The organism is Pseudomonas sp. H3_E04 (genome assembly GCF_054668915.1).
Genome location: NZ_CP162797.1, coordinates 5513271 through 5534019, shown reverse-complemented (window position 1 = coordinate 5534019; position 20749 = coordinate 5513271). Strand labels below are relative to the sequence as shown.

General features: G+C 60.8%; 10 protein-coding genes and 1 pseudogene. 4 read left to right on the top strand and 7 right to left on the bottom strand.

Features of this window, described 5'->3' with window-relative positions; genetic code table 11:
• Nucleotides 1–37 precede the first annotated feature (37 nt).
• From ptsP to AB4N53_RS24790, 3 genes are all read left to right on the top strand, one after another.
• Nucleotides 38–2551: a phosphoenolpyruvate--protein phosphotransferase gene (ptsP, locus tag AB4N53_RS24800; RefSeq protein ID WP_460124290.1), complete on the top strand. Its 2514-nt coding sequence runs from the start codon at nt 38–40 to the stop codon at nt 2549–2551.
• A 23-nt stretch (nt 2552–2574) separates the two neighbouring features.
• Nucleotides 2575–4290, top strand: coding sequence for an N-acetylglucosamine-specific PTS transporter subunit IIBC (gene nagE, locus AB4N53_RS24795; RefSeq protein ID WP_460124287.1), 1716 nt, complete (start codon nt 2575–2577; stop codon nt 4288–4290).
• A gap of 201 nt (nt 4291–4491) precedes the next feature.
• On the top strand, nt 4492–10215 hold the full coding sequence (locus AB4N53_RS24790; RefSeq protein ID WP_460124284.1) for a membrane-targeted effector domain-containing toxin: 5724 nt from the start codon (nt 4492–4494) through the stop codon (nt 10213–10215).
• Nucleotides 10216–10382: 167 nt separating this feature from the next.
• Here AB4N53_RS24790 and AB4N53_RS24785 read toward each other — a convergent pair.
• The 3 genes and pseudogenes from AB4N53_RS24785 to purL form a co-directional block, all read right to left on the bottom strand.
• Nucleotides 10383–10728: pseudogene (locus AB4N53_RS24785) on the bottom strand (DUF6124 family protein); the annotation flags it as partial.
• Between the two features lie 615 nt (nt 10729–11343).
• Entirely contained in the window at nt 11344–11655 is a 312-nt protein-coding gene (locus tag AB4N53_RS24780) for a YqfO family protein (RefSeq protein WP_102356444.1), read from the bottom strand.
• Between the two features lie 5 nt (nt 11656–11660).
• Nucleotides 11661–15557: a phosphoribosylformylglycinamidine synthase gene (purL, locus tag AB4N53_RS24775; RefSeq protein WP_460124281.1), complete on the bottom strand. Its 3897-nt coding sequence runs from the start codon at nt 15555–15557 to the stop codon at nt 11661–11663.
• A 285-nt stretch (nt 15558–15842) separates the two neighbouring features.
• Between purL and mltF the strand changes: the two genes are divergently transcribed.
• Nucleotides 15843–17303, top strand: coding sequence for a membrane-bound lytic murein transglycosylase MltF (gene mltF / locus AB4N53_RS24770; RefSeq protein ID WP_460124278.1), 1461 nt, complete (start codon nt 15843–15845; stop codon nt 17301–17303).
• Nucleotides 17304–17429: 126 nt separating this feature from the next.
• On the opposite strand, the gene pdxJ is transcribed toward mltF, so the two are convergent.
• The 4 genes from pdxJ to rnc form a co-directional block, all read right to left on the bottom strand.
• The gene (pdxJ, locus tag AB4N53_RS24765; protein WP_076566005.1) at nt 17430–18173 is read right to left on the bottom strand and encodes a pyridoxine 5'-phosphate synthase; all 744 of its coding nucleotides are present in this window, start codon (nt 18171–18173) and stop codon (nt 17430–17432) included.
• Nucleotides 18174–18212: 39 nt separating this feature from the next.
• Nucleotides 18213–18902, bottom strand: coding sequence for a DNA repair protein RecO (gene recO, locus AB4N53_RS24760; protein ID WP_041479514.1), 690 nt, complete (start codon nt 18900–18902; stop codon nt 18213–18215).
• Nucleotides 18903–19068: 166 nt separating this feature from the next.
• Entirely contained in the window at nt 19069–19971 is a 903-nt protein-coding gene (gene era, locus AB4N53_RS24755) for a GTPase Era (protein ID WP_016771562.1), read from the bottom strand.
• Nucleotides 19964–20653: a ribonuclease III gene (gene rnc, locus AB4N53_RS24750; RefSeq protein WP_024011703.1), complete on the bottom strand. Its 690-nt coding sequence runs from the start codon at nt 20651–20653 to the stop codon at nt 19964–19966. Before rnc ends, era begins: the two co-directional genes overlap by 8 nt.
• Between the last annotated feature and the right edge of the window lie 96 nt (nt 20654–20749).

Below are 20749 nucleotides of genomic sequence, written 5' to 3'. Positions count from 1 at the left end.
GGACATTGAACCGAGATTCAACTGATGAGACCCAGCCATGCCCGACAACAATAAAGAGCTGACCCTCAGCGCCCCGCTCAGCGGCCCGGTACTGACGCTCGCCAACGTCCCGGACGCGGTGTTCGCCAGTGGCGCGATGGGCGACGGCATCGCCATCGACCCGCTCAACGACACGCTGTATTCGCCCTGCGCCGGCGTAGTCATCCACGTTGCGCGCAGCAGCCACGCGGTGACCGTGCGCGCCGACAACGGCGCGGAAATCCTCCTGCACCTGGGCCTCGATACCGTTGAATTGAACGGCGAAGGTTTCGCCATGCTGGTCAAGGAAAGCGATCGCGTCAGCCTCGGTCAGCCACTGCTGCGCTATGACCTGGACAAGGTTGGCCTGCGCTGCAAAAGCCTGGTCAGCCTGTTGATCCTGACCAACAGCGCGGATTTTCAGGTACGGCCGATCACCCTTAAAGCGGTGAAAGTCGGCGAGCCGTTGCTGCACATCATCGCGCGCAATGTGGTGGCGGCGAATACCGATACAAATGGCGGGCCCGAGGCTCGCGGTCAAGTGCAGGTCGCTCATCGCGGCGGCTTGCATGCGCGCCCCGCTGCGCTGATCCGCCAGACCGCCCAAGGTTTCAGCAGCCACTCACAGCTGCACTTCAACGGCAAATCGGCGCCGTGCAACAGCCTGATCGGTTTGATGGGCCTGGCGATCGGTGAGCAGGATGAGGTGCAGGTCAGTTGTCAGGGACAGGACGCCGATGCCGCATTGCAAGCTCTGCTCAGCGCATTGGCCACGGCGCTGCCGGACGATCATCACGCGCAAGCGCCGGTCAGCACTAGAGCGCTGAAACGCCCGGCCGAGGCTGGGGTGTTGCACGGTGTTTGCGCGGCGCCGGGGCTGGTCGCCGGGCCATTGTTTCGCTTGAACGCGATCACCTTGCCGGCGGATGCGGGCCGTCACGATCCGGTGCAACAGCAGCCGATTCTTGAAACGGCCTTGAACGCGGTGCGCAGCGAAATCGCCGCCACCCTCGCTCAGGCGAAAAAGCACAAGAACGCCGACGAAGAAGCGATCTTCGCCGCACACCTGGCGCTGCTCGAAGACCCGGCCCTGCTCGACGCAGCCCAGCAATTCATCGAACAAGGCACCGCCGCGACTCATGCCTGGAGTCAGTCGATCGACACGCAGTGCGACATGCTCCAAGGCACCGGCAGTCCGCTGCTGGCCGAACGTGCCAATGACTTGCGCGATCTCAAGCAACGCGTCCTCCGTGTCCTGCTCGGCGAGGCCTGGCAATACCAGGTGCCGGCCGGCGCCATCGTCGCCGCCCACGAACTGACGCCATCGGATCTGCTGCAACTCAGCGCGCAAGGCGTCGCCGGGTTGTGCATGGCCGAGGGCGGCACGACCTCGCACGTCGCGATTCTGGCGCGCGGCAAAGGCTTGCCGTGCATCGTCGCTTTGGGCGCGCAATTGCTTGAGCAGCCGCAAGATCAAGCCGTAGTGCTCGACGCTGATGGCGGGCGCCTCGAATTGACGCCAAACGCCGAGCGCCTGAGCGAAGTGCTACAGGCACAAATCCAGCGCCAGCAGCGCCGCGACAGCCAACAGGCCAAAGCCCATCTACCTGCAGAAACCCGCAATGGCGTACACATCGAAGTGGTCGCCAATGTCGCCTCAAGCAGCGAAGCCGCAGACGCTTTTGCCAACGGTGCCGATGGCGTCGGCCTGTTGCGCACCGAGTTTCTCTTCGTCGATCGCCAGACGGCACCGGACGTCGAAGAACAGCGCAGCGCTTATCAAGCGGTCATCGATGCCATGGGCGACAAGTCGGTGATCATCCGCACCATCGATGTCGGTGGCGACAAGCAACTCGACTATCTGCCGCTGCCCGCCGAAGCCAACCCGGTGCTCGGTTTGCGCGGTATTCGTCTGGCCCAGGCGCGCCCGGAAATTCTCGATCAGCAACTGCGCGCGCTGCTGCAGGTCAAGCCGTTGCAACGCTGCCGGATTCTGTTGCCGATGGTCACCGAAGTTGAAGAACTGCTGCAGATTCGCCAGCGCGTCGACGCCTTGTGTCTTGAGCTGGGCATTGCCGAGCGCCCGGAGATCGGCGTGATGATCGAAGTCCCCGCCGCCGCGCTGCAAGCCGAACAACTGGCCGAACACGCCGACTTCCTCTCGATCGGCACCAACGATCTATCGCAATACACCTTGGCGATGGACCGCGACCACGCCGGGCTGGCGGCGCGGGTCGATGCCCTGCACCCGGCGTTGCTGCGTCTGATCGCCATGACCTGCGAAGGCGCGGCGGTGCACAAACGCTGGGTCGGTGTCTGCGGCGCGCTCGCCTCCGACCCGTTGGCGACGCCGGTGCTGATCGGCCTCGGCGTCACTGAATTGTCGGTGAGCCCGGTGCAGATCGGTGAGATCAAGGACCGCGTGCGCCAGTTGCACGAAGCCGAATGTCAGCGTCTGAGCCGCGACTTGCTCAAGCTGTCCAGCGCCGCCGCCGTTCGCCACGCCTGTCATCAACATTGGCCTCTGCGCTAACAAAAACAACAAGGACAAACGCCATGTACCAACTCTTCATCGAAGGCCTGCAACGCCTCGGCCGCGCGCTGATGCTGCCGATCGCGATCCTGCCGATTGCCGGCCTGCTGCTGCGCCTGGGCGACACAGACCTGTTGAACATCGCGATCATTCACGATGCCGGGCAAGTGATCTTCGCCAATCTGGCGATGATTTTTGCCATTGGCATCGCCGTCGGTTTCGCCCGGGACAACAACGGCACCGCCGGCCTCGCCGGAGTGATCGGTTATCTGGTGATGATCTCCACACTCAAGGTGCTCGACTCGACCATCAACATGGGCATGCTCGCCGGGATCGTCAGCGGTCTGATGGCCGGCGCGCTGTACAACCGCTTCAAGGACATCAAGTTGCCGGAGTATCTGGCGTTCTTTGGCGGCCGGCGTTTCGTGCCGATTGTCACCGGGTTTGCGGCGGTGGGTCTCGGCGTGCTGTTCGGCTATATCTGGCCGCCGATCCAGCAGGGCATCAATGCGTTCGGCGCGCTGATGATGGAAAGCGGCAGCCTCGGCGCCTTTATCTTCGGCGTGTTCAACCGCCTGCTGATCGTCACCGGCCTGCACCACATCCTCAACAACATGGCGTGGTTCGTCTTCGGCAACTTCACCGACCCGACCACCGGCGCGCTGGTGACCGGCGATCTGTCGCGGTATTTTGCCGGCGATCCGAAGGGCGGCCAGTTCATGACCGGCATGTTCCCGATGATGGTCTTCGGCCTGCCCGCCGCCTGTCTGGCGATGTACCGCAACGCTTTGCCGGAGCGGCGCAAGGTGATGGGCGGGATCTTTCTGTCGATGGCCCTGACCTCGTTTCTGACAGGTGTGACCGAGCCGATCGAATTCGCCTTCATGTTTCTCGCGCCGCTGCTGTTCCTCCTGCACGCGCTGCTGACCGGGCTGTCGATGGCGATCACCAACGGCTTGAACATTCATCTGGGCTTCACCTTTTCCGGTGGCTTCATCGACATGATTCTCGGCTGGGGCAAGTCGACCAATGGCTGGCTGGTGGTGCCGGTCGGGCTGGCTTACGCGGCCATCTACTACCTGGTGTTCGACTTCTGTATTCGCCGCTTCAACCTGAAGACGCCGGGGCGTGAAGACGTTGCCACGGCAGAAAAAGCCGTGCTTTCGGAAACCGAACGCGCCAGTGCTTACATCAAGGCACTGGGCGGCGCAGAGAATCTGCTCACGGTCGGCGCGTGCACGACGCGACTACGCCTGGAAATGGTCGACCGCAACAAGGCCTCGGATGCCGAACTCAAAGCGTTGGGCGCAATGGCCGTGGTGCGCCCGGGCAAGGGTGGCAGTCTGCAGGTGGTGGTCGGGCCGCTGGCCGATAGCATTGCCGATGAAATCCGCTTGGCAATGCCAGCGCCAGGCCGTGCGGCTCCGGTTGAAGCGGCTGTCATCGTCGAGGGGCCGAAACCAGTTGCACATGCCAGCAACGAGGCGCAGCAATGGCTGAATGCTGTGGGCGGCAGCGACAATGTGCTGCAACTCGATTGCATCGCCATGACCCGGATTCGCCTGCAACTGGTCGATGGCAAGGCGTTGTCAGAGGCACAGTTGAAAGCGCTGGGCTGTATGGGCGTCAGCCACTTGGACGGTGGCGTCTGGCATCTGCTGGTCGGCGAGAACGCGGCGAATTTGAGCGCAGCGATCGAAGGGTTGGTCAGTCGCCGGGAAATCAACGCGCAGGTTTGAATCGGCGGTGATTGGCGGGCCTCTTCGCAAGCAGGCTCGCTGTCACAGTTGAAAGCATCGGCCTGCAGCCCGCCGTGCGACGCAGCGCAGCGCGCACGGCGGGATATTTTTCCGCCTGCAAACCAATACATATCTACCACCCTGCTCTCGCGCACCCTCGCCATGCTCAGTGTTCATCCCACACGCATGGAGAGCGTGCCCATGAGCACATCCTCAGCCCCGACGTTTGATGAGATCAGAAGCGATCTCAATCAGATCGGGCATCACTTTTTCAACCTCGAAACCGCGCTGCTGCCAGAGCAGAAAAGCACGACCGAACAAGCCTCTCTCAACCGCATCAACGGCTTGCTCAAGAGCCATCGCGAACAGTTTGTGCGGCGAAGCCGTGCGCTGTATCAGGCCTTGGCCGACAGCGATCTGCAGAGCAGCAGCGGCAAATCCTTGCTGGCGGGCCTGAAAGAAAGCCTCGATACGGCATTGCTCGACATGGATCTGCGTGACCGTATCGACGGCAAATCCGCACGATCTTTCCTGACCTACGACGCGGGGTTCACTGCGCTTGAGCACGAGGCGCGGCAGGCTGTAAAAGATCGCCTGCTGCACCCCGATGCCGGCGCGCTAGTGGAAAAACTCACCTTGGGCCCGGCCCTGCGTCCGGCAGCCTACGCTGTGCAGTTCAGCTACCAAGGGGAAACCATCGAACTCGCCGGCGCTTTTGTCGTGACTGAAAAAAGCAGCCCGAAACTGGAGGACCTGGCAACCACGCAAAGCGTCGGCTACCTGCTGTTGTTCACCCCTGCGCGAGGTATCGAAGCCTTCGACTCGCAGAAAGATCTGGATGCCCGTCTGCTGCACTACCTGCAACATCCGGCTAGCCGCGATGAATTCAGGCAGATGCTGCCCGTGCGTTATCACGACTTGAGCGCAGCGGGCATCTGGCCGTTACAGCTGTCGCTGATCGACAGTCGGCCGCTGTTTGAGCATGCCTGTGACGTGGTCGCGAAAAAACGCACGCAGGACATCGAACGGGCGTTGAGCTTCGCTGACAATCCACAACAGGACCCGGCGCAATTGCTCGCCGCCATCGACCGTGCCATCGCCGCTGCGCTACCGGAGCTCACTTCGCGCCTCCAATTGCGCGCCCAGACACTGTTCGAGCGGCACTTGCGCAACAGCGCAGCGGACTGGTTTCGCAGCGCCAGTGCCACGCAACAAACCGAGTTGGCAGAGCATGTAGGCAACTATCAACAGGCGCGACAGAAACTGCTCGACCTGATGGGGCCAATGGTCAGTCTGAAGGAGTTCGCCCGCGAACAATGGCTGCAGCGTCTGAGCGATGACCTGGACATCGACGATCTGGACATCGAAGAACTGCAGATCACTACCGATCGGCGCGTGCCCGGATACGGCGTCTGTATTCATCAGCGCAGCATGCTCGATCTGTCGCTGCGAGGCCCGCACACCGGCGATGAATTGCCGGGTTCGGAATTCCTCAGCTATACCACTATCACCTACGACGGTGCGCCACTGCCCCCAGAATTCTCTGACCTGACGCCCGCCTGGCTGGTCGAGCAGGCAATCGGCTTGCAGCCTCGCGTCGACTTCGCTCAGTTGCAGCGCGAAATGCACGCCCGACGCACCGTCCGGCCAGCCATCGAGCATATGCTCGACCAAAGGATCGTCGCTCTGGCCTACACCGCCATGTTGCAGGGGCACCTGCTCGACAGTGACGTGCAGATGATCCAGCGGCTGCGCAACGCCAACGACCTCCACTTGCAGGCCGCAACACTGTCCTTGCACGGTGCGCAGTTGCAGGACGTCTGGGTGCTGCGCCAGACCGACGCCACCGGCGTCATCAACCGCGTGTTGTTATGCACCCCGCAAGCACCCCGCGACCGACAATTCCAGGCCTTCGACAGCGAAATCGAATGCCAGACCCATGTGCTCGACTGGGGCAAAAGTCTCAAGGACTCCGAGAGCATGGCGGGCTACCTGCTCAACCGCGCCCCGATGCGCTTTCGCCCGAGCATGCGCAAATTGCTCTCAGCGCTGAGCTTCAAGCCTGAGGCCGTGGAATACAAAAAGGTCACCTTCGAGCACTGTGGCAGCCATCTCGATTGCTTGCGAGCGATGGCCGAGCACGTGTTGTCGACGCGAACCGATGACTATGACTTCTCTACGCCGCAATGGTATCGCCAGACCACAGCGGCCAATCGCCGCCAGCTTGCGACTCTGACTGAAAGTGCCGAGGAGACTTTGCGCGCGTTTGCCAGGCATCCGTTATCCGGCAGCCACTTTCCCGCTTTCGATGTTTTCGTGCACGAGCAGGCCAGGATCAGCCTGAACCGCTTGCTCAAGCGCCCGGGCAATGATGTCGACCCGGACACCGTCTGGGCCTACTCGCCGATGTCCGTGATTCCGGCGTTGACCCCCAAACCCGTGAACTACACCCGCCTGTATCGAGACGGATACGCCGGGGGGCTCGGTTTTCTCGATGAAAAATTCTGGCAATCTGCACGCTTCAGGGGGCCGGCAGGAATCGACATCAGCGGCCTCACCGCGCAGAACGTCGCGCGGTCGGTCACCGGGGTCTGGGTTGGGCAACGCTACACCGACAAGGTCAAAGCCGAACTGCAAAGTCCAGCCAGCGAAGGCTACGCGCTCAGGCGCAACACTCTCCTGGCCGTTACTCAGCGGCAGATGAAAAGCGCTGCCCTGGAATGCCAACTGCAGGGGCATATCAGCTCCAGCGATCGGCGATGGCTGGAGCAAAGCATCGCCAGCATGGACGACACTTCGGCGCCAACGCGCACCCGCTACCCGATCCACCGGCTGATGATTGACGGTGAATGGGTCATTGATACCTGGTTGTTCAGCCACGACAAACAGCCGGTGCTGCTCTACACCCCGGATGCCCCCGACGGTGTGGCTTTTCGCGAAGCGCGGCTGTTCAATTACCTGCTCAAGCATACCGACGGGATGATCGAGTATCTGACTGTCAGGGTCGGGGTGCAGTCGCAAAAACGCGTCCGCACGTTTCTCGAAACGGCCAGAAAGGACCTCCCACAGCAGCTCAACCGAACCACGCCAAGCCCTGCCCGCTATGACTCGACGACATCGGTAGATCCGGTCAAGGATCTGCCCAATGTGCTGTATGACATGAAGCTGCAACGCAAGATCGACGATGTCCACGCCACCACGACCAGTCGTGCGCAGATGATCAGCAGCATGGTCTGGACCTGTGTCGAATGGGTCACAGCCATTGCCACCGCGCCTTTTCCCTTGCTGAGTCTGAGCACCGGCCTGTTGCTGGCGTTCAAGGACGCCATGCTGGCGCTGCACGCCTATCGCCAGGGTGAACAGGGCGAAGCGTTCATGCATCTGCTCGGTTATATGTTCAACAGTGCCGGCGCAGTGCTGACCGACCTGCGTCCCGCCCTGCGGTCACTCAAACCGCTCAACCGCCCGCTGCGCCAGACTGCCGTGGCCGCCAGCAAAGAGCAGCAACAGACGGTCAAGCTGATCGACCAGGTGGCCGCAACCCCGGAGTGGGATGGCATGCGCACAGTGGTTTACAAGAGCAAGCTCTATTGGGCCAGTAACCATCCCGACGCGCTCGGCCGTTACTTGTTGTACACCACCGTTCCGGGCAGCCCCGAGCTGGTATCGACCGGCATCCTCACCGTGCGCAACGCAGACGGCACGATGGTGCGCAGTGGCGTGGCCGGCGGCGCGCCAAAATATGACGCCGTGCCAGAGACACCCGGTCCGCACAAGGATTATGGCGTTGCGCCGAAATACCGTGATCGCGTCGAAACGGTGATGAATCCGCAATCCAGAGGAGAGGTCATCAAACGCAGCGTGGATTACATGGTCCCTCCGCAGTCGATCATTGCCGGCGTCGTCGAGGAATTTGCCACAACGCGTAAAGCCTACCTGGAACAGGTGCAAAAACTGACCGCAGACGCCACCCGGCATTTCGCCGACCTCGCCCCGTTACCCCCTCGCGCTCAGGTGGTGGATGTCGCCGCCGACAGCACATTTGCACAGTTGATCGCCAGCGATGCATGTACGGGGAAAAATCTGGTGATTGGCGCCCGGCCCGGTTCGATCGCCAGCAAACAGGTGCTGATCGACAACCTGGACGCGCTCGCTGCCAATGGTTTCAAGCGTCTGTATGTGGAATATCTGGCGGGCGACGTTTTCCATCTCAAGCTGGAGAAGATGAACAAAGGTGAAAGCTGGAAACACATCAAACACCATTTGAAAGCCATTGATGCCGCGCTCGGGCATGGCAAGGACGCAGCGTATTCGTATCTGGCACTCGTCCGTACCGCTCGGAAAAAGGGTTTTCAAATCAGTGCGCTGGATGCCTCGACCAGCTATCAACTTGAGCACGCCATGGTGCTGTCCGAGATCTCACCACTGACGCCTCGAAGCAACAGCATCCGCAATTTCTACTCTCACAAGACGCTGGCTGCCGATATCGCCGATGCACCGCAGCAACGCTGGATCGTCCTCACCGAACAGTCACGCATGTGCACGTTCGACAAGACGCCAGGTCTGGCCGATCTGCATGACGCCGTCGCCGTACGTGTCGAAGATATCGACTTGTATCAACCCTCACGCATTGGCAGGGATACGCCCGGGGCCATTAGCGGAGACGCGACAGCGCAAGGTGATTTCCTCGTCCGGATACCGAGTACATACAAGGCTCCTCTGCCCGTCGCCGAGCCAGCCGCCGCAGCCGCCGCTGCTGATCACTTCAGCGACTTCGATATTGCTTCAGCGCTACGCGATGACATCGCCGACATGTTGCCTCAGCCCAAGTCCCTGGACTCGAACTACGCCCCGACCGTACCCCGTGAAAGAAAGGCCTATGACGCTTTCCTCACCCAGCGCAAACGTCTGGAAAAAACGGCCAGAGACGCGTTCACCGACTACGTCCCTCCCGACGCACCCATCCTGCCGGTGCTCACCTCCGACTGTACATTCGAAGCTTTTTTGCCGCGGTTGCGCGACGGGAATTTAAATCTGCTGATCGGCGAAGCCCACGCCGATGCAGCAAGCAAAGCACTGTTGAAAAAGCACATGAAAGCGCTCAAGGAAGCGGGGTATGACACGTTATATGTGGAGCACATGCTCACCGACCTGCACCAGGCCGATCTCGATACGTTCCTGCGGACCCAGCGCATGCCGGACAGGCTGAAGGCCTATCTGCATCGTCAGGATCGCGGACACATGCCCACTTACAAGGGGAACGATACGTACACAGAGGTCTTCCAGGCGGCGGCCAAGTACAAAATTCGAATCAGGGCCCTCGATTGCACAGCCTCTTACCACCTCAAGGGCATCTATGACGAGGATATTTCGCGCAACGAGATGTTCAGCTATTTCGCGACCCAAGTGATCGAAGCCGATCAACTGGCTCACGGGCCGCATAGATGGCTGGCGCTCATCGGCAGTGCGCACACTAATTTCAATCTCGGTGTGCCAGGTCTGGCCGACACCCTGTCAGCCGTCAGCCTGCACGTACGCGACACGGCCCCTGAGCTGGCCAGGGATATCCACCGTGGCTCGTGGGAGTTTGTCAGCGGCAAGCGCGAGGCCAACGTACGGGCCTTGACCAGCGACTTTCTCATGGAGGTGGCCGTTCCTGGAACGAAAAAGCCTGTCGCGACGCCTTCTGTCAGTCGCAGCAAACTGACCCAACCCGGGCACTTCCTGATCGAGAACGCAGACACCCGTAACGCCAGCGTGGTGCATAAATCCAAGACTGGCGAGATCGTTGTCACGCCGATCCAGGTCAATGACAAAGGCCTGTTCTTCGTTGATCGCTGGGAGAAAAAAAATCAGGGTTTCAAATACCTGCGAACGTTGATCGAGATGCTTGTAGCAGACGTGAAGCTGACCCAGGTGAAGTGACGCCAGTGCGATTGCACGTGATGGAAAACCACCGGGCTTGATGGCCCGGTGGTTTTTTGTGGTTGGAATCCGGCGTTGAATGCCGAGCTCAAAGCCGCGCGGCATCCAACGCGGCCCCGCTCATGGCGGCATCGCCTGGATGATGCGTGCTTTACAGGCGCGAGGATCAACCGATCCAGCGCACGGTTCACCGCCAGCTCGGCAAGCATGATGATCTGCTGAATCGCCAGCGCGGTATTGCGCTGCGGACGGCCCAACTGATCGGCGAAATCGCTGGCCAGGGTGTTGGCTGAAGCGAGTGACTCACAGGCATGGGCGAGCAGGCTTTCGGTGTCGACATCGGGCTGGATCAGAAACATCGTGCTGGGCGGGCGCGCTTTGCTCGGCTGCGGACACAGGTGGAAATACAGAGCACGCATGATCGCTTCGCGGTTTTTCGCGAGGTCTTCGGCGCGGATGGTTTGTTCGAGGGGGTGTGGGTTCGAGGGGAGGGTCGGGAACGATTTTTTCCACGATGCTTCTCCTGCTGATGCTGATGGACAGCCATCGATCGCCGGATCTCACGCGGCGAATAGGTGGCCGCTATGTGCGAGGTGAGATCCACCGGAGCAGGCAACCGGCCAGACCGAAGTCTGCCCGCACACAGCCGCCATAAAGCAGGCAGCAGATTGAGCTGGCGCCAATTATCGTGGTGCTGGCGCCAGTTGCAAGCTATCCGGGGATCTCACTCCCGATCGCTGATTCGCAGCGACGGGAAAAGACTAGAGATCGCACGTCCGACGGACAACCTGAAAACCTTGTGGGAAGGTTCTGGTTATTGGGTAACGGATTTAAACAATCTCAGGTTCTCGGGCGCCTGGACGGGCCTCATCGCGAGCAGGCTCGCTCCCACACTTTGAACGCATGTAGTCAGTGAGAAACAGGTCGGCTGTAAGGGCGCCTTCGCGAGCAGGCTCGCTCCCACAGTTTGATCGCATGCATTCAGTGAGAAACAGGTCGCCTGTAAGGCCGCCTTCGCGAGCAGGCTCGCTCCCACAGTGAAAATGCGCCCGCACAAAAATCAGCGCCAACAAAAAACCCGCAGACAATCCCTCATCTGCGGGTTTAACGTTCCAGCAGCAAAGAAGATCAGAAATCCTCCAGCCGCCACACCTCATAAGCCGGCGTCTCATACGGATGACTGAGCTTCAACGCCGCCACAACAGCAACAATCAACTCATCCGCAACGACAAGCTCAACCTTCCATTCCTCAACCCGCTCAACCTGCCCCGCCTCACCAATAAACGGCTGACTGCCGTCCAACGGTCGAAACTGACCAGAGCCAAGCACCTGCCACGCACAGTGGTCATAGTCACCGATCCGCCCACCACCGGCAGCGAACACAGCCCCTTTGACCACCTCGACATGACTGTCAGGAACAAAAAAACCGAGCTTGTACACAGGCCTTAGTTCACCCAGACGCGCGCGTTACGGAACATACGCATCCAAGGTGCATCCTCGTTCCAGTCTTCCGAACGCCACGAGTTCTGCACCGCGCGGAACACACGCTCCGGGTGCGGCATCATGATCGTTACGCGACCATCACGGCTGGTGAGGCCGGTAATCCCGCGCGGCGAGCCGTTCGGGTTGGCCGGGTAGGCTTCGGTGACCTTGCCGTGGTTGTCGACAAAACGCATCGCCACGCAACCGGACAGATCGGCTTCCAACAGTGCCTCTTCGCTGGCGAACTCGGCATGACCTTCACCGTGCGCGATAGCGATCGGCATGCGCGAACCGGCCATGCCCTGCAGGAAGATCGAATTCGATTCCTGGATCTGCACCATCGCCACGCGCGCTTCGAACTGCTCGGAGCGGTTGCGCACGAAGTGCGGCCAGAACTCGCTGCCCGGGATCAGCTCGTGCAGGTTGGACATCATCTGGCAACCGTTGCACACGCCCAGCGTGAAGCTGTCGTTACGTTCGAAGAAGCCCTGGAACGCATCACGGGCGCGGCTGTTGAACAGCGCCGACTTGGCCCAGCCTTCACCGGCGCCGAGTACGTCGCCGTAGGAGAAACCGCCGCAGGCCACCAGGCCTTTGAACTCGTTGAGATCGACACGACCGGCAAGGATGTCGCTCATGTGCACGTCGATCGCGCTGAAACCGGCGCGGTCGAACGCGGCGGCCATTTCCACCTGCCCGTTGACGCCCTGCTCACGCAGCACGGCAACCTGAGGACGGATGCCTTTCTTGATGTAAGGCGCGGCGATGTCCTGATTGACGTCGTAGCTGAGTTTGACGCTCAGGCCCGGATTGTCTTCTTCCAGCAGCGCGTCGAATTCCTGCTCGGCGCAGTCGGCGTTGTCACGCAGACGCTGGATCTGGTAGCTGGTCTCGGCCCACTGACGCTGCAGCAGACGACGCTGGCCTTCGAACACGGTGTCACCGTTGAAGGTGATGTTGATCTGGCCATTGTTGATCGGCTGACCGATCACCGACACGCAGTCGCCCAGACCGGCGGCGCTGAATTGCGCGAGGATGTCCGGGGTGGCGTCCTGACGAACCTGGATCACCGCGCCGAGTTCTTCGTTGAACAGGATCGCGGCGATTTCCGAAGCGGATTCGGCAACACTGTCCAGGTTCAGGCTCAGACCGCAGTGGCCGGCGAAGGCCATTTCCACCACGGAGGTCAGCAGACCACCGTCGGAACGGTCGTGGTAGGCCAGCAGATGACCGTCGGCGTTGAGGCCCTGGATCACCGCGAAGAAGGCTTTCAGGTCTTCGGCGTCATCGACGTCCGGCGCATGTTGGCCGAGTTTGCCGTGGACTTGCGCGAGGATCGACGCACCCATGCGGTTCTGCCCCCGACCGAGGTCGATCAGGATCAGGTCAGTGGTGCCCTTGTCCATGCGCAGTTCCGGGGTCAGGGTCTGACGGATGTCAGCCACTGGCGCGAAACCGGTGACGATCAGCGACATTGGCGAAGTGACGGTCTTGTCTTCGCCGTTGTCGTTCCAGCCCGTGGCCATGGACATCGAGTCCTTGCCCACCGGAATGGTGATGCCCAGCTCGGGGCACAGCTCCATGCCGACCGCTTTCACGGTGTCGTACAGACGCGCGTCTTCACCCGGGTGACCGGCAGCGGACATCCAGTTCGCCGACAGTTTGATGTCGGAGAGCTTGTTGATGCGCGAGGCGGCAATGTTGGTGATGGTTTCGCCGATGGCCATGCGGCCCGAGGCCGGTGCGTCCAGCAGAGCCAGCGGAGTGCGCTCGCCCATCGCCATCGCTTCACCGGTGTAGACGTCGAAACTGGTGGCGGTGACGGCAACGTCAGCCACCGGCACCTGCCATGGGCCGACCATCTGGTCACGGGCGACGAGGCCGGTGATGGTGCGGTCGCCGATGGTGATCAGGAAGCTTTTGCTGGCCACGGCCGGGTGATGCAGAACACGCTCGATGGACTCGCTGATATCGAGGTTCGACGGATCGAAGTCATCACCCAGCTCGGCTTCGCGGACCACCGAACGGTGCATGCGCGGCGCCTTGCCCAGCAACACTTCCAGCGGCATGTCCACCGGGTTGTTGCCGAAGTGGCTGTCGGTCACGGTCAGTTGCGGTTCGGCAGTCGCTTCACCGACTACGGCAAACGGGCAACGCTCGCGTTCGCAGATCGCCTGGAAGCGCTCGAAATCTTCCGGGCCGACCGCCAGGACGTAACGTTCCTGGGATTCGTTCGACCAGATTTCGTGCGGGGCCATGCCCGGCTCGTCGTTGGGAATGTTGCGCAGTTCGAAACGGCCACCGCGGTCGCCGTCGTTGACCAGTTCCGGGAAGGCATTGGACAGACCGCCCGCGCCGACGTCGTGGATGAAGCTGATCGGATTCTTGTCACCCAGTTGCCAGCAACGGTCGATGACTTCCTGACAACGACGCTCCATTTCAGGGTTTTCACGCTGCACCGAAGCAAAATCCAGATCCGCCGAGCTGGTGCCGGTGGCCATCGACGAAGCCGCGCCGCCGCCCAGACCGATCAACATCGCCGGGCCGCCGAGCACGATCAGCTTGGAGCCGACGACGATCTCGCCTTTCTTGACGTGTTCTTCACGGATGTTGCCCATGCCGCCAGCGAGCATGATCGGCTTGTGGTAACCACGCACTTCGTCGCCGTGCGGGGTAGTGATCGATTGTTCGAAGGTACGGAAATAGCCGGTCAGCGCCGGACGACCGAATTCGTTGTTGAACGCGGCGCCGCCGAGCGGGCCTTCGATCATGATGTCCAGCGCGGTGACGATGCGCTCAGGCTTGCCGTACGGCACTTCCCACGGCTGTTCGAAGCCCGGGATCTGCAGGTTGGAAACGGTAAAACCGGTGAGGCCGGCCTTTGGCTTGGCGCCGCGACCGGTTGCACCTTCGTCACGGATCTCGCCGCCGGAGCCGGTGGATGCGCCCGGGAACGGCGCAATCGCGGTCGGGTGGTTGTGGGTTTCAACCTTCATCAGGATGTGCACCGGCTCCTGCACCGCACCGTATTGGCGGGTTTCAGGGTTCGGGAAGAAGCGGCCGGCGACGTTGCCAACGATCACCGATGCGTTGTCCTTGTAAGCGGACAGCACACCTTCGCTGTGCATCTGATAGGTGTTCTTGATCATGCCGAACAGGCTTTTTTCCTGGCTCTGGCCGTCGATGTCCCAACTGGCGTTGAAAATCTTGTGGCGGCAGTGCTCGGAGTTGGCCTGGGCGAACATCATCAGTTCGATGTCATGCGGGTTGCGCTTGAGACCATTGAAGGCATTGACCAGGTAGTCGATCTCGTCTTCGGCCAGGGCCAGGCCCAGCTCGGTGTTGGCCTTTTCCAGCGCGGCGCGACCGCCACCGAGGATGTCGATTGCGGTCAACGGCTTCGGCTCGGCGTGGCTGAACAGACCGGCGGCCTGCTCGAGGTTGGCCAGCACGATCTGGGTCATGCGGTCATGCAGCGCGTCCGAAATCAGCTGGGCTTCGGCTTCGCTGAACTGCCCTGCAACATAGAAGGCGATACCGCGTTCCAGGCGCTGGATCTTGCTCAGACCGCAGTTGCGGGCGATGTCGCTGGCCTTGCTCGACCACGGCGAGATGGTGCCGAAACGCGGCAGCACCAGAAACAGACGGCCGGTCGGCTCTTGAACCGGAACACTTGGGCCGTACTTCAGAAGGCGCGCTAGCACCTGCTGTTCGTCGCCGGTCAGGACGCCGGTGACTTCGGCGAAGTGAGCGAATTCAGCATACAGGCCACTGACAGCTGGAACCTTCTGGCTCAGTTGCTCAAGGAGTTTGCTGTGGCGAAAGGCAGAAAGGGCAGGAGCGCCGCGCAGGATCAACATCTTCGGGACAGCCTCGGGAAGGGGTGTGCTTTGAGGCCGTGCATTCTAGCCTAAACCGACCTCAACATCACCCGAAACGCTACGCACGGTTGCACTCGGGTAGCAATCTGTGTTTCTGCCTCCGGGGTCAGGTAAATCGAGCGTTTCAGCGCGGCTTATTTTTACTGTAACAAAACGCCCTGAAGGCCCGTATTCAAGGGATTTCGTTCGGATTTGTGATCGCTAGCAGACTAGTCCTACGCTGTCGAGATATGGCGCCCGTGGCCGTTTGCGTATACTGCGCAGATGTTTTTCCCAACGGCTTTGCGTCCGCGATACGCCAAATGGCTGATCGCAACCGGACTCTTCCTGATGCTCGGTGGCTGTGTTGATAAACCCAACACACTCGAGCGCGTAAAGGAGGACGGTGTGCTGCGGGTGGTTACCCGTAACAGCCCCGCCACCTACTTTCAGGATCGCAGCGGTGAAACCGGCTTCGAATACGAGCTGGTGAAGCGTTTCGCCGACGATTTGGGTGTCGAGTTGAAGATCGAGACCGCCGACAATCTCGATGACCTGTTCAATCAGGTTGGCAAGCCGAACGGCCCGGTGCTTGCGGCCGCCGGTCTGGTCAGCAGCGATGAACGCAAGAAGCAGGTGCGGTTCTCCCACTCCTACCTTGAAGTCACCCCGCAGATCATCTACCGCAACGGCCAGTCGCGGCCCACCGATCCGGCGGATCTGGTCGGCAAGAAGATCACCGTGCTCAAGGGCAGCACCCACGCCGAGCAACTGGCGGAGCTGAAACAGAAATTTCCCGGCATCGAATACGAAGAATCCGACGCGGTTGAAGTGGTCGATCTGCTGCGCATGGTCGATGAGGGCCAGATTGACCTGACATTGGTCGACTCCAACGAAGTGGCGATGAATCAGGTGTACTTCACCAATATCCGCGTGGCCTTCGACCTCGGCGACGCACGCAGTCAGAGCTGGGCGGTGGGCCCGGGCGAAGACAACAGCCTGCTCAACGAAATCAATGCCTATCTGGACAAGGTGCAGAAAAACGGCACCCTGCAACGCCTGAAGGACCGCTACTACGGCCACGTTGATGTCCTCGGCTACATGGGCGCCACCACCTTCGCCCAGCACTTGCAGCAGCGCCTGCCGAAATACGAACAGCACTTCAAGAACTACGCGAAGAAAGAGAAAGTCGACTGGCGCCTGCTGGCCGCCATCGGTTATCAGGAATCCCTGTGGCAGCCAACCGTGACCTCGAAAACCGGCGTACGCGGCCTGATGATGCTGACCCAGAACACCGCGCAGGCGATGGGTGTATCGAACCGCCTCGATCCCAAGCAGAGCATCATGGGCGGCGCCAAGTACCTGGCCTATATGAAGGATCAGCTAGACGATTCGATCCAGGAACCGGACCGCACCTGGTTTGCCCTGGCGGCATACAACGTCGGCAGCGGCCATCTGGATGACGCGCGCAAACTGGCGGCGAAGGAAGGCTTGAATCCGGACAAGTGGCTGGACGTGAAAAAGATCCTGCCGCGCCTGTCGCAGAAACAGTGGTACAGCAAGACCCGTTACGGCTACGCCCGGGGTGGCGAGCCAGTGCATTTCGTGGCGAACATCCGTCGCTATTACGACATCCTGACCTGGGTAACCCAGCCGCAGCTTGAGGGCGATCAGGTGGCCGAGGGCAATCTGCATGTGCCGGCGATCGACAAGTCGAAACCGGCGCAGGAACCTGCCCCGCTCTAACAACACCTCAAATCCAACTGTGGGAGCGGGCTTGCTCGCGAAAGCGTCGTGTCAGTCGACATTATCTTTGACTGATACATCGTTTTCGCGAGCAGGCTCGCTCCCACAGGGGTTTTGTGTAGCTGCTCAGGATTTGGCAGCAGCCAGGATCAGCGCTTTCATTTCCGATACGGCGGACTTGAAGCCAACGAACAACGCATGCGCCACCAGCGCGTGGCCGATGTTAAGCTCGTTGATGCCTTTGATCGCAGCCACGGCTTCAACGTTGTGGTAATGCAAGCCGTGACCGGCGTTAACGATCAAGCCTTGGGCCAGACCAAACGCAACGCCATCCGCCACACGCTTCAATTCCTCGGCCACTTCAGTCGGGGTTTCGGCATCGGCGTAACGCCCGGTGTGCAACTCGATGGCCGGTGCTCCGACGCGCTTGGAGGCGGCGATCTGGCGCTCGTCGGCGTCGATGAACAGCGACACTTCGCTGCCGATTTTCGACAACCGCTCGACCGCAGCCCTGATGCGCTCCTCCTGCCCCGCTACATCCAGGCCACCCTCGGTGGTCAGTTCCTGACGGGTTTCCGGGACCAGGCAAATGTGCGCCGGGCGAATGCGCTCGGCGAAAGCCATCATTTCTTCGGTGACGCCCATTTCGAAGTTCATGCGGGTTTGCAGCACATCCTTGAGCAGAAGTACGTCGCGCTCCTGGATGTGCCGACGGTCTTCACGCAGGTGCACGGTGATGCCATCGGCGCCCGCCTCTTCTGCATCCAGCGCCGCCTTGACCGGATCCGGGTAGCGCGTGCCACGGGCCTGACGCAAGGTGGCGACGTGGTCGATGTTCACGCCGAGAAGAATGCGATTGCTGCTGGTCACGGATGCGCTCCTGAATTGAAAGGTTCGGCGCACAGCATATCAGGGCTTGCGAAACAGCTCGCGACTGACGAGCGGACGCCCGCCCAAATGCACCGCCAGCGCCTGGCGCATCAGACGCTTGGCCGCCGACAGCGCACCGGGCGCCGACCAGTCGGCTTCGGCCATGGCCAGCAGTTCAGTGCCGTTGAACAGGCCGGGTTGCAGCAGGTAAACCCGCTCGAGTCCGGCGTCCACTTGCAAGCGATAGAGGCCGTCAGCAGCGACAGGTTCGCCGTGGATGTCGGTATTCATGGAGAAGCCGTAGCCGAGATCATCCAGCAGACGCCATTCGAAGGAGCGCAGCAACGGTTCCAGTGGTCGACCTTCGGCCAGCGCCAGCAAGGTTGCGGCGTAATGATCGAACACTGCCGGATGCGGATCTTCGGCAGGCAACAGCCGAATCAACAGCTCGTTGAGATAGAGGCCGCTGAACAGCGCCTCGCCATTGAGCCACGCCGAGGTGCCGGAGCTCTCCATGCGCCCGACATTCTTCAGCTCGCCCTTGCCACGGAACTCGACCTCCAGCGCCACGAACGGCCGCGCCAGTGTCCCGGCCTTGCCCCGCGCACTGCGCAACACCGCCCGCAGCCGACCTTGTGGCGTGAGGAAATCGACCAGTGCGCTGGTTTCGCGATAGGCGCGCGAATGCAGGACGTAGGCGGGTTGGGCGGGAGGCGGGTTTTGCGACATTGAGTTCTCGATGAAGAAACGCGGTTTTACATACAACCCAAAACCACTGTGGGAGCGAGCCTGCTCGCGAAAGCGGAGTGACAGTCAACATCGATGCTGAATGTTACATCCTCTTCGCGAGCAGGCTCGCTCCCACAGTGAGTAGCGGTGTTTTCGAGATCGCTACTTACAAATCGCCATAACCCAGCGAACGCAGCGCGCGCTCGTCATCGGACCAGCCGCCCTTCACCTTGACCCACAGGTTGAGCATGATCTTGGAGTCAAACAGCAGCTCCATGTCCTTGCGCGCTTCGGTGCCGATGCGCTTGATGCGCTCGCCCTTGTCGCCAATGATGATTTTCTTCTGGCCGTCACGCTCGACGAGAATCAGCGCGTGGATGTGCAAGGTCTTGCCCTGCTGCTTGAATTCTTCGATTTCGACGGTGATCTGGTACGGCAGCTCGGCACCCATCTGGCGCATGATTTTCTCGCGCACCAGTTCGGCGGCAAGGAAACGGCTGCTGCGGTCGGTAATCTGGTCTTCCGGGAAGAAGTGATCATTCTCCGGCAAGTGATCGGCGATGACCTTTTCCAGCGCTTCGAGGTTGTGCCCGTGCTGCGCGGAAATCGGAATGATCTGTGCGTTCGGCAGCTGTTCCTGCAACCAGCTCAGGTGCGGCATCAACTCGGCTTTGTCTTCGATGCGATCGGTCTTGTTCAGGGCGACGATCAGCGGGCCGGTCACGTATTGCACACGTTCGAGAACCATCTGGTCTTCGTCGGTCCACTTGGTACGGTCGACGACGAAGATCACCACGTCGACATCTTTCAACGCCGCCGAAGCGGTTTTGTTCATGTAACGGTTCAGGGCCTTTTCGCCACCCTTGTGCATGCCCGGGGTGTCGACGTAGATCGCCTGCACGTCGCCCTCGGTCTTGATGCCGAGCATGTTGTGGCGGGTGGTCTGCGGCTTGCGCGAGGTGATCGCGAGCTTCTGCCCGAGGATGTGGTTGAGCAGCGTCGACTTGCCGACGTTGGGACGGCCGACGATGGCAACGTAGCCACAGCGAGTTGCGTTTGTATCAGTCATTGCCATTCTCCACGCCCAGGGCAATCAGTGCTGCGGCGGCCGCTACCTGTTCGGCAATACGACGGCTCACACCCTGACCTCGGCTTTTTTCATTCAATAAGACCACTTCGCATTCGACGAAGAAGGTTCGGCAGTGCGGTTCGCCCTGGATATCCACCACTTCGTAGCGTGGCAGTTCGCAACCGCGCGATTGCAGATGTTCCTGCAAGCGGGTTTTCGGATCCTTGTTGGTGTCGACCAGCGTCAGGCCTTCGAATTCGCCGGCCAGCCAGGCCAGCACGCGCTCGCGGGCGACGTCCATGCCGGCATCGAGGTAGATCGCACCGATCAGAGCTTCGAGGGCATCGGCCAGAATCGATTCACGGCGGAAACCACCGCTCTTCAGTTCACCCGAACCCAGACGCAGATAATCGCCGAGGTCGAAACCGCGTGCCAGTACGGCCAGCGTCTCACCTTTTACCAGCCGTGCGCGCAAACGCGACAACTGGCCTTCGCGAGCCAGCGGGAAGCGATCGAACAGCGCCTCGCCAGCGACGAAATTGAGGATGGCATCACCGAGGAATTCCAGACGCTCGTTGTTGCGCCCGGCAAAACTGCGGTGCGTGAGGGCCAGCAGCATCAGCTCCTGGTCCTTGAAGGTGTAACCGAGCTGGCGCTCGAGACGGCTTAGAGAAACGCTCACGGTTTACCCACGCTGAGTTCGTGGCTGGTTTCCACTGCCATCGCCGGGATACGGCGCAGGCCTGGGACAATTAACGCTGTGTTCAAAAAATAAATC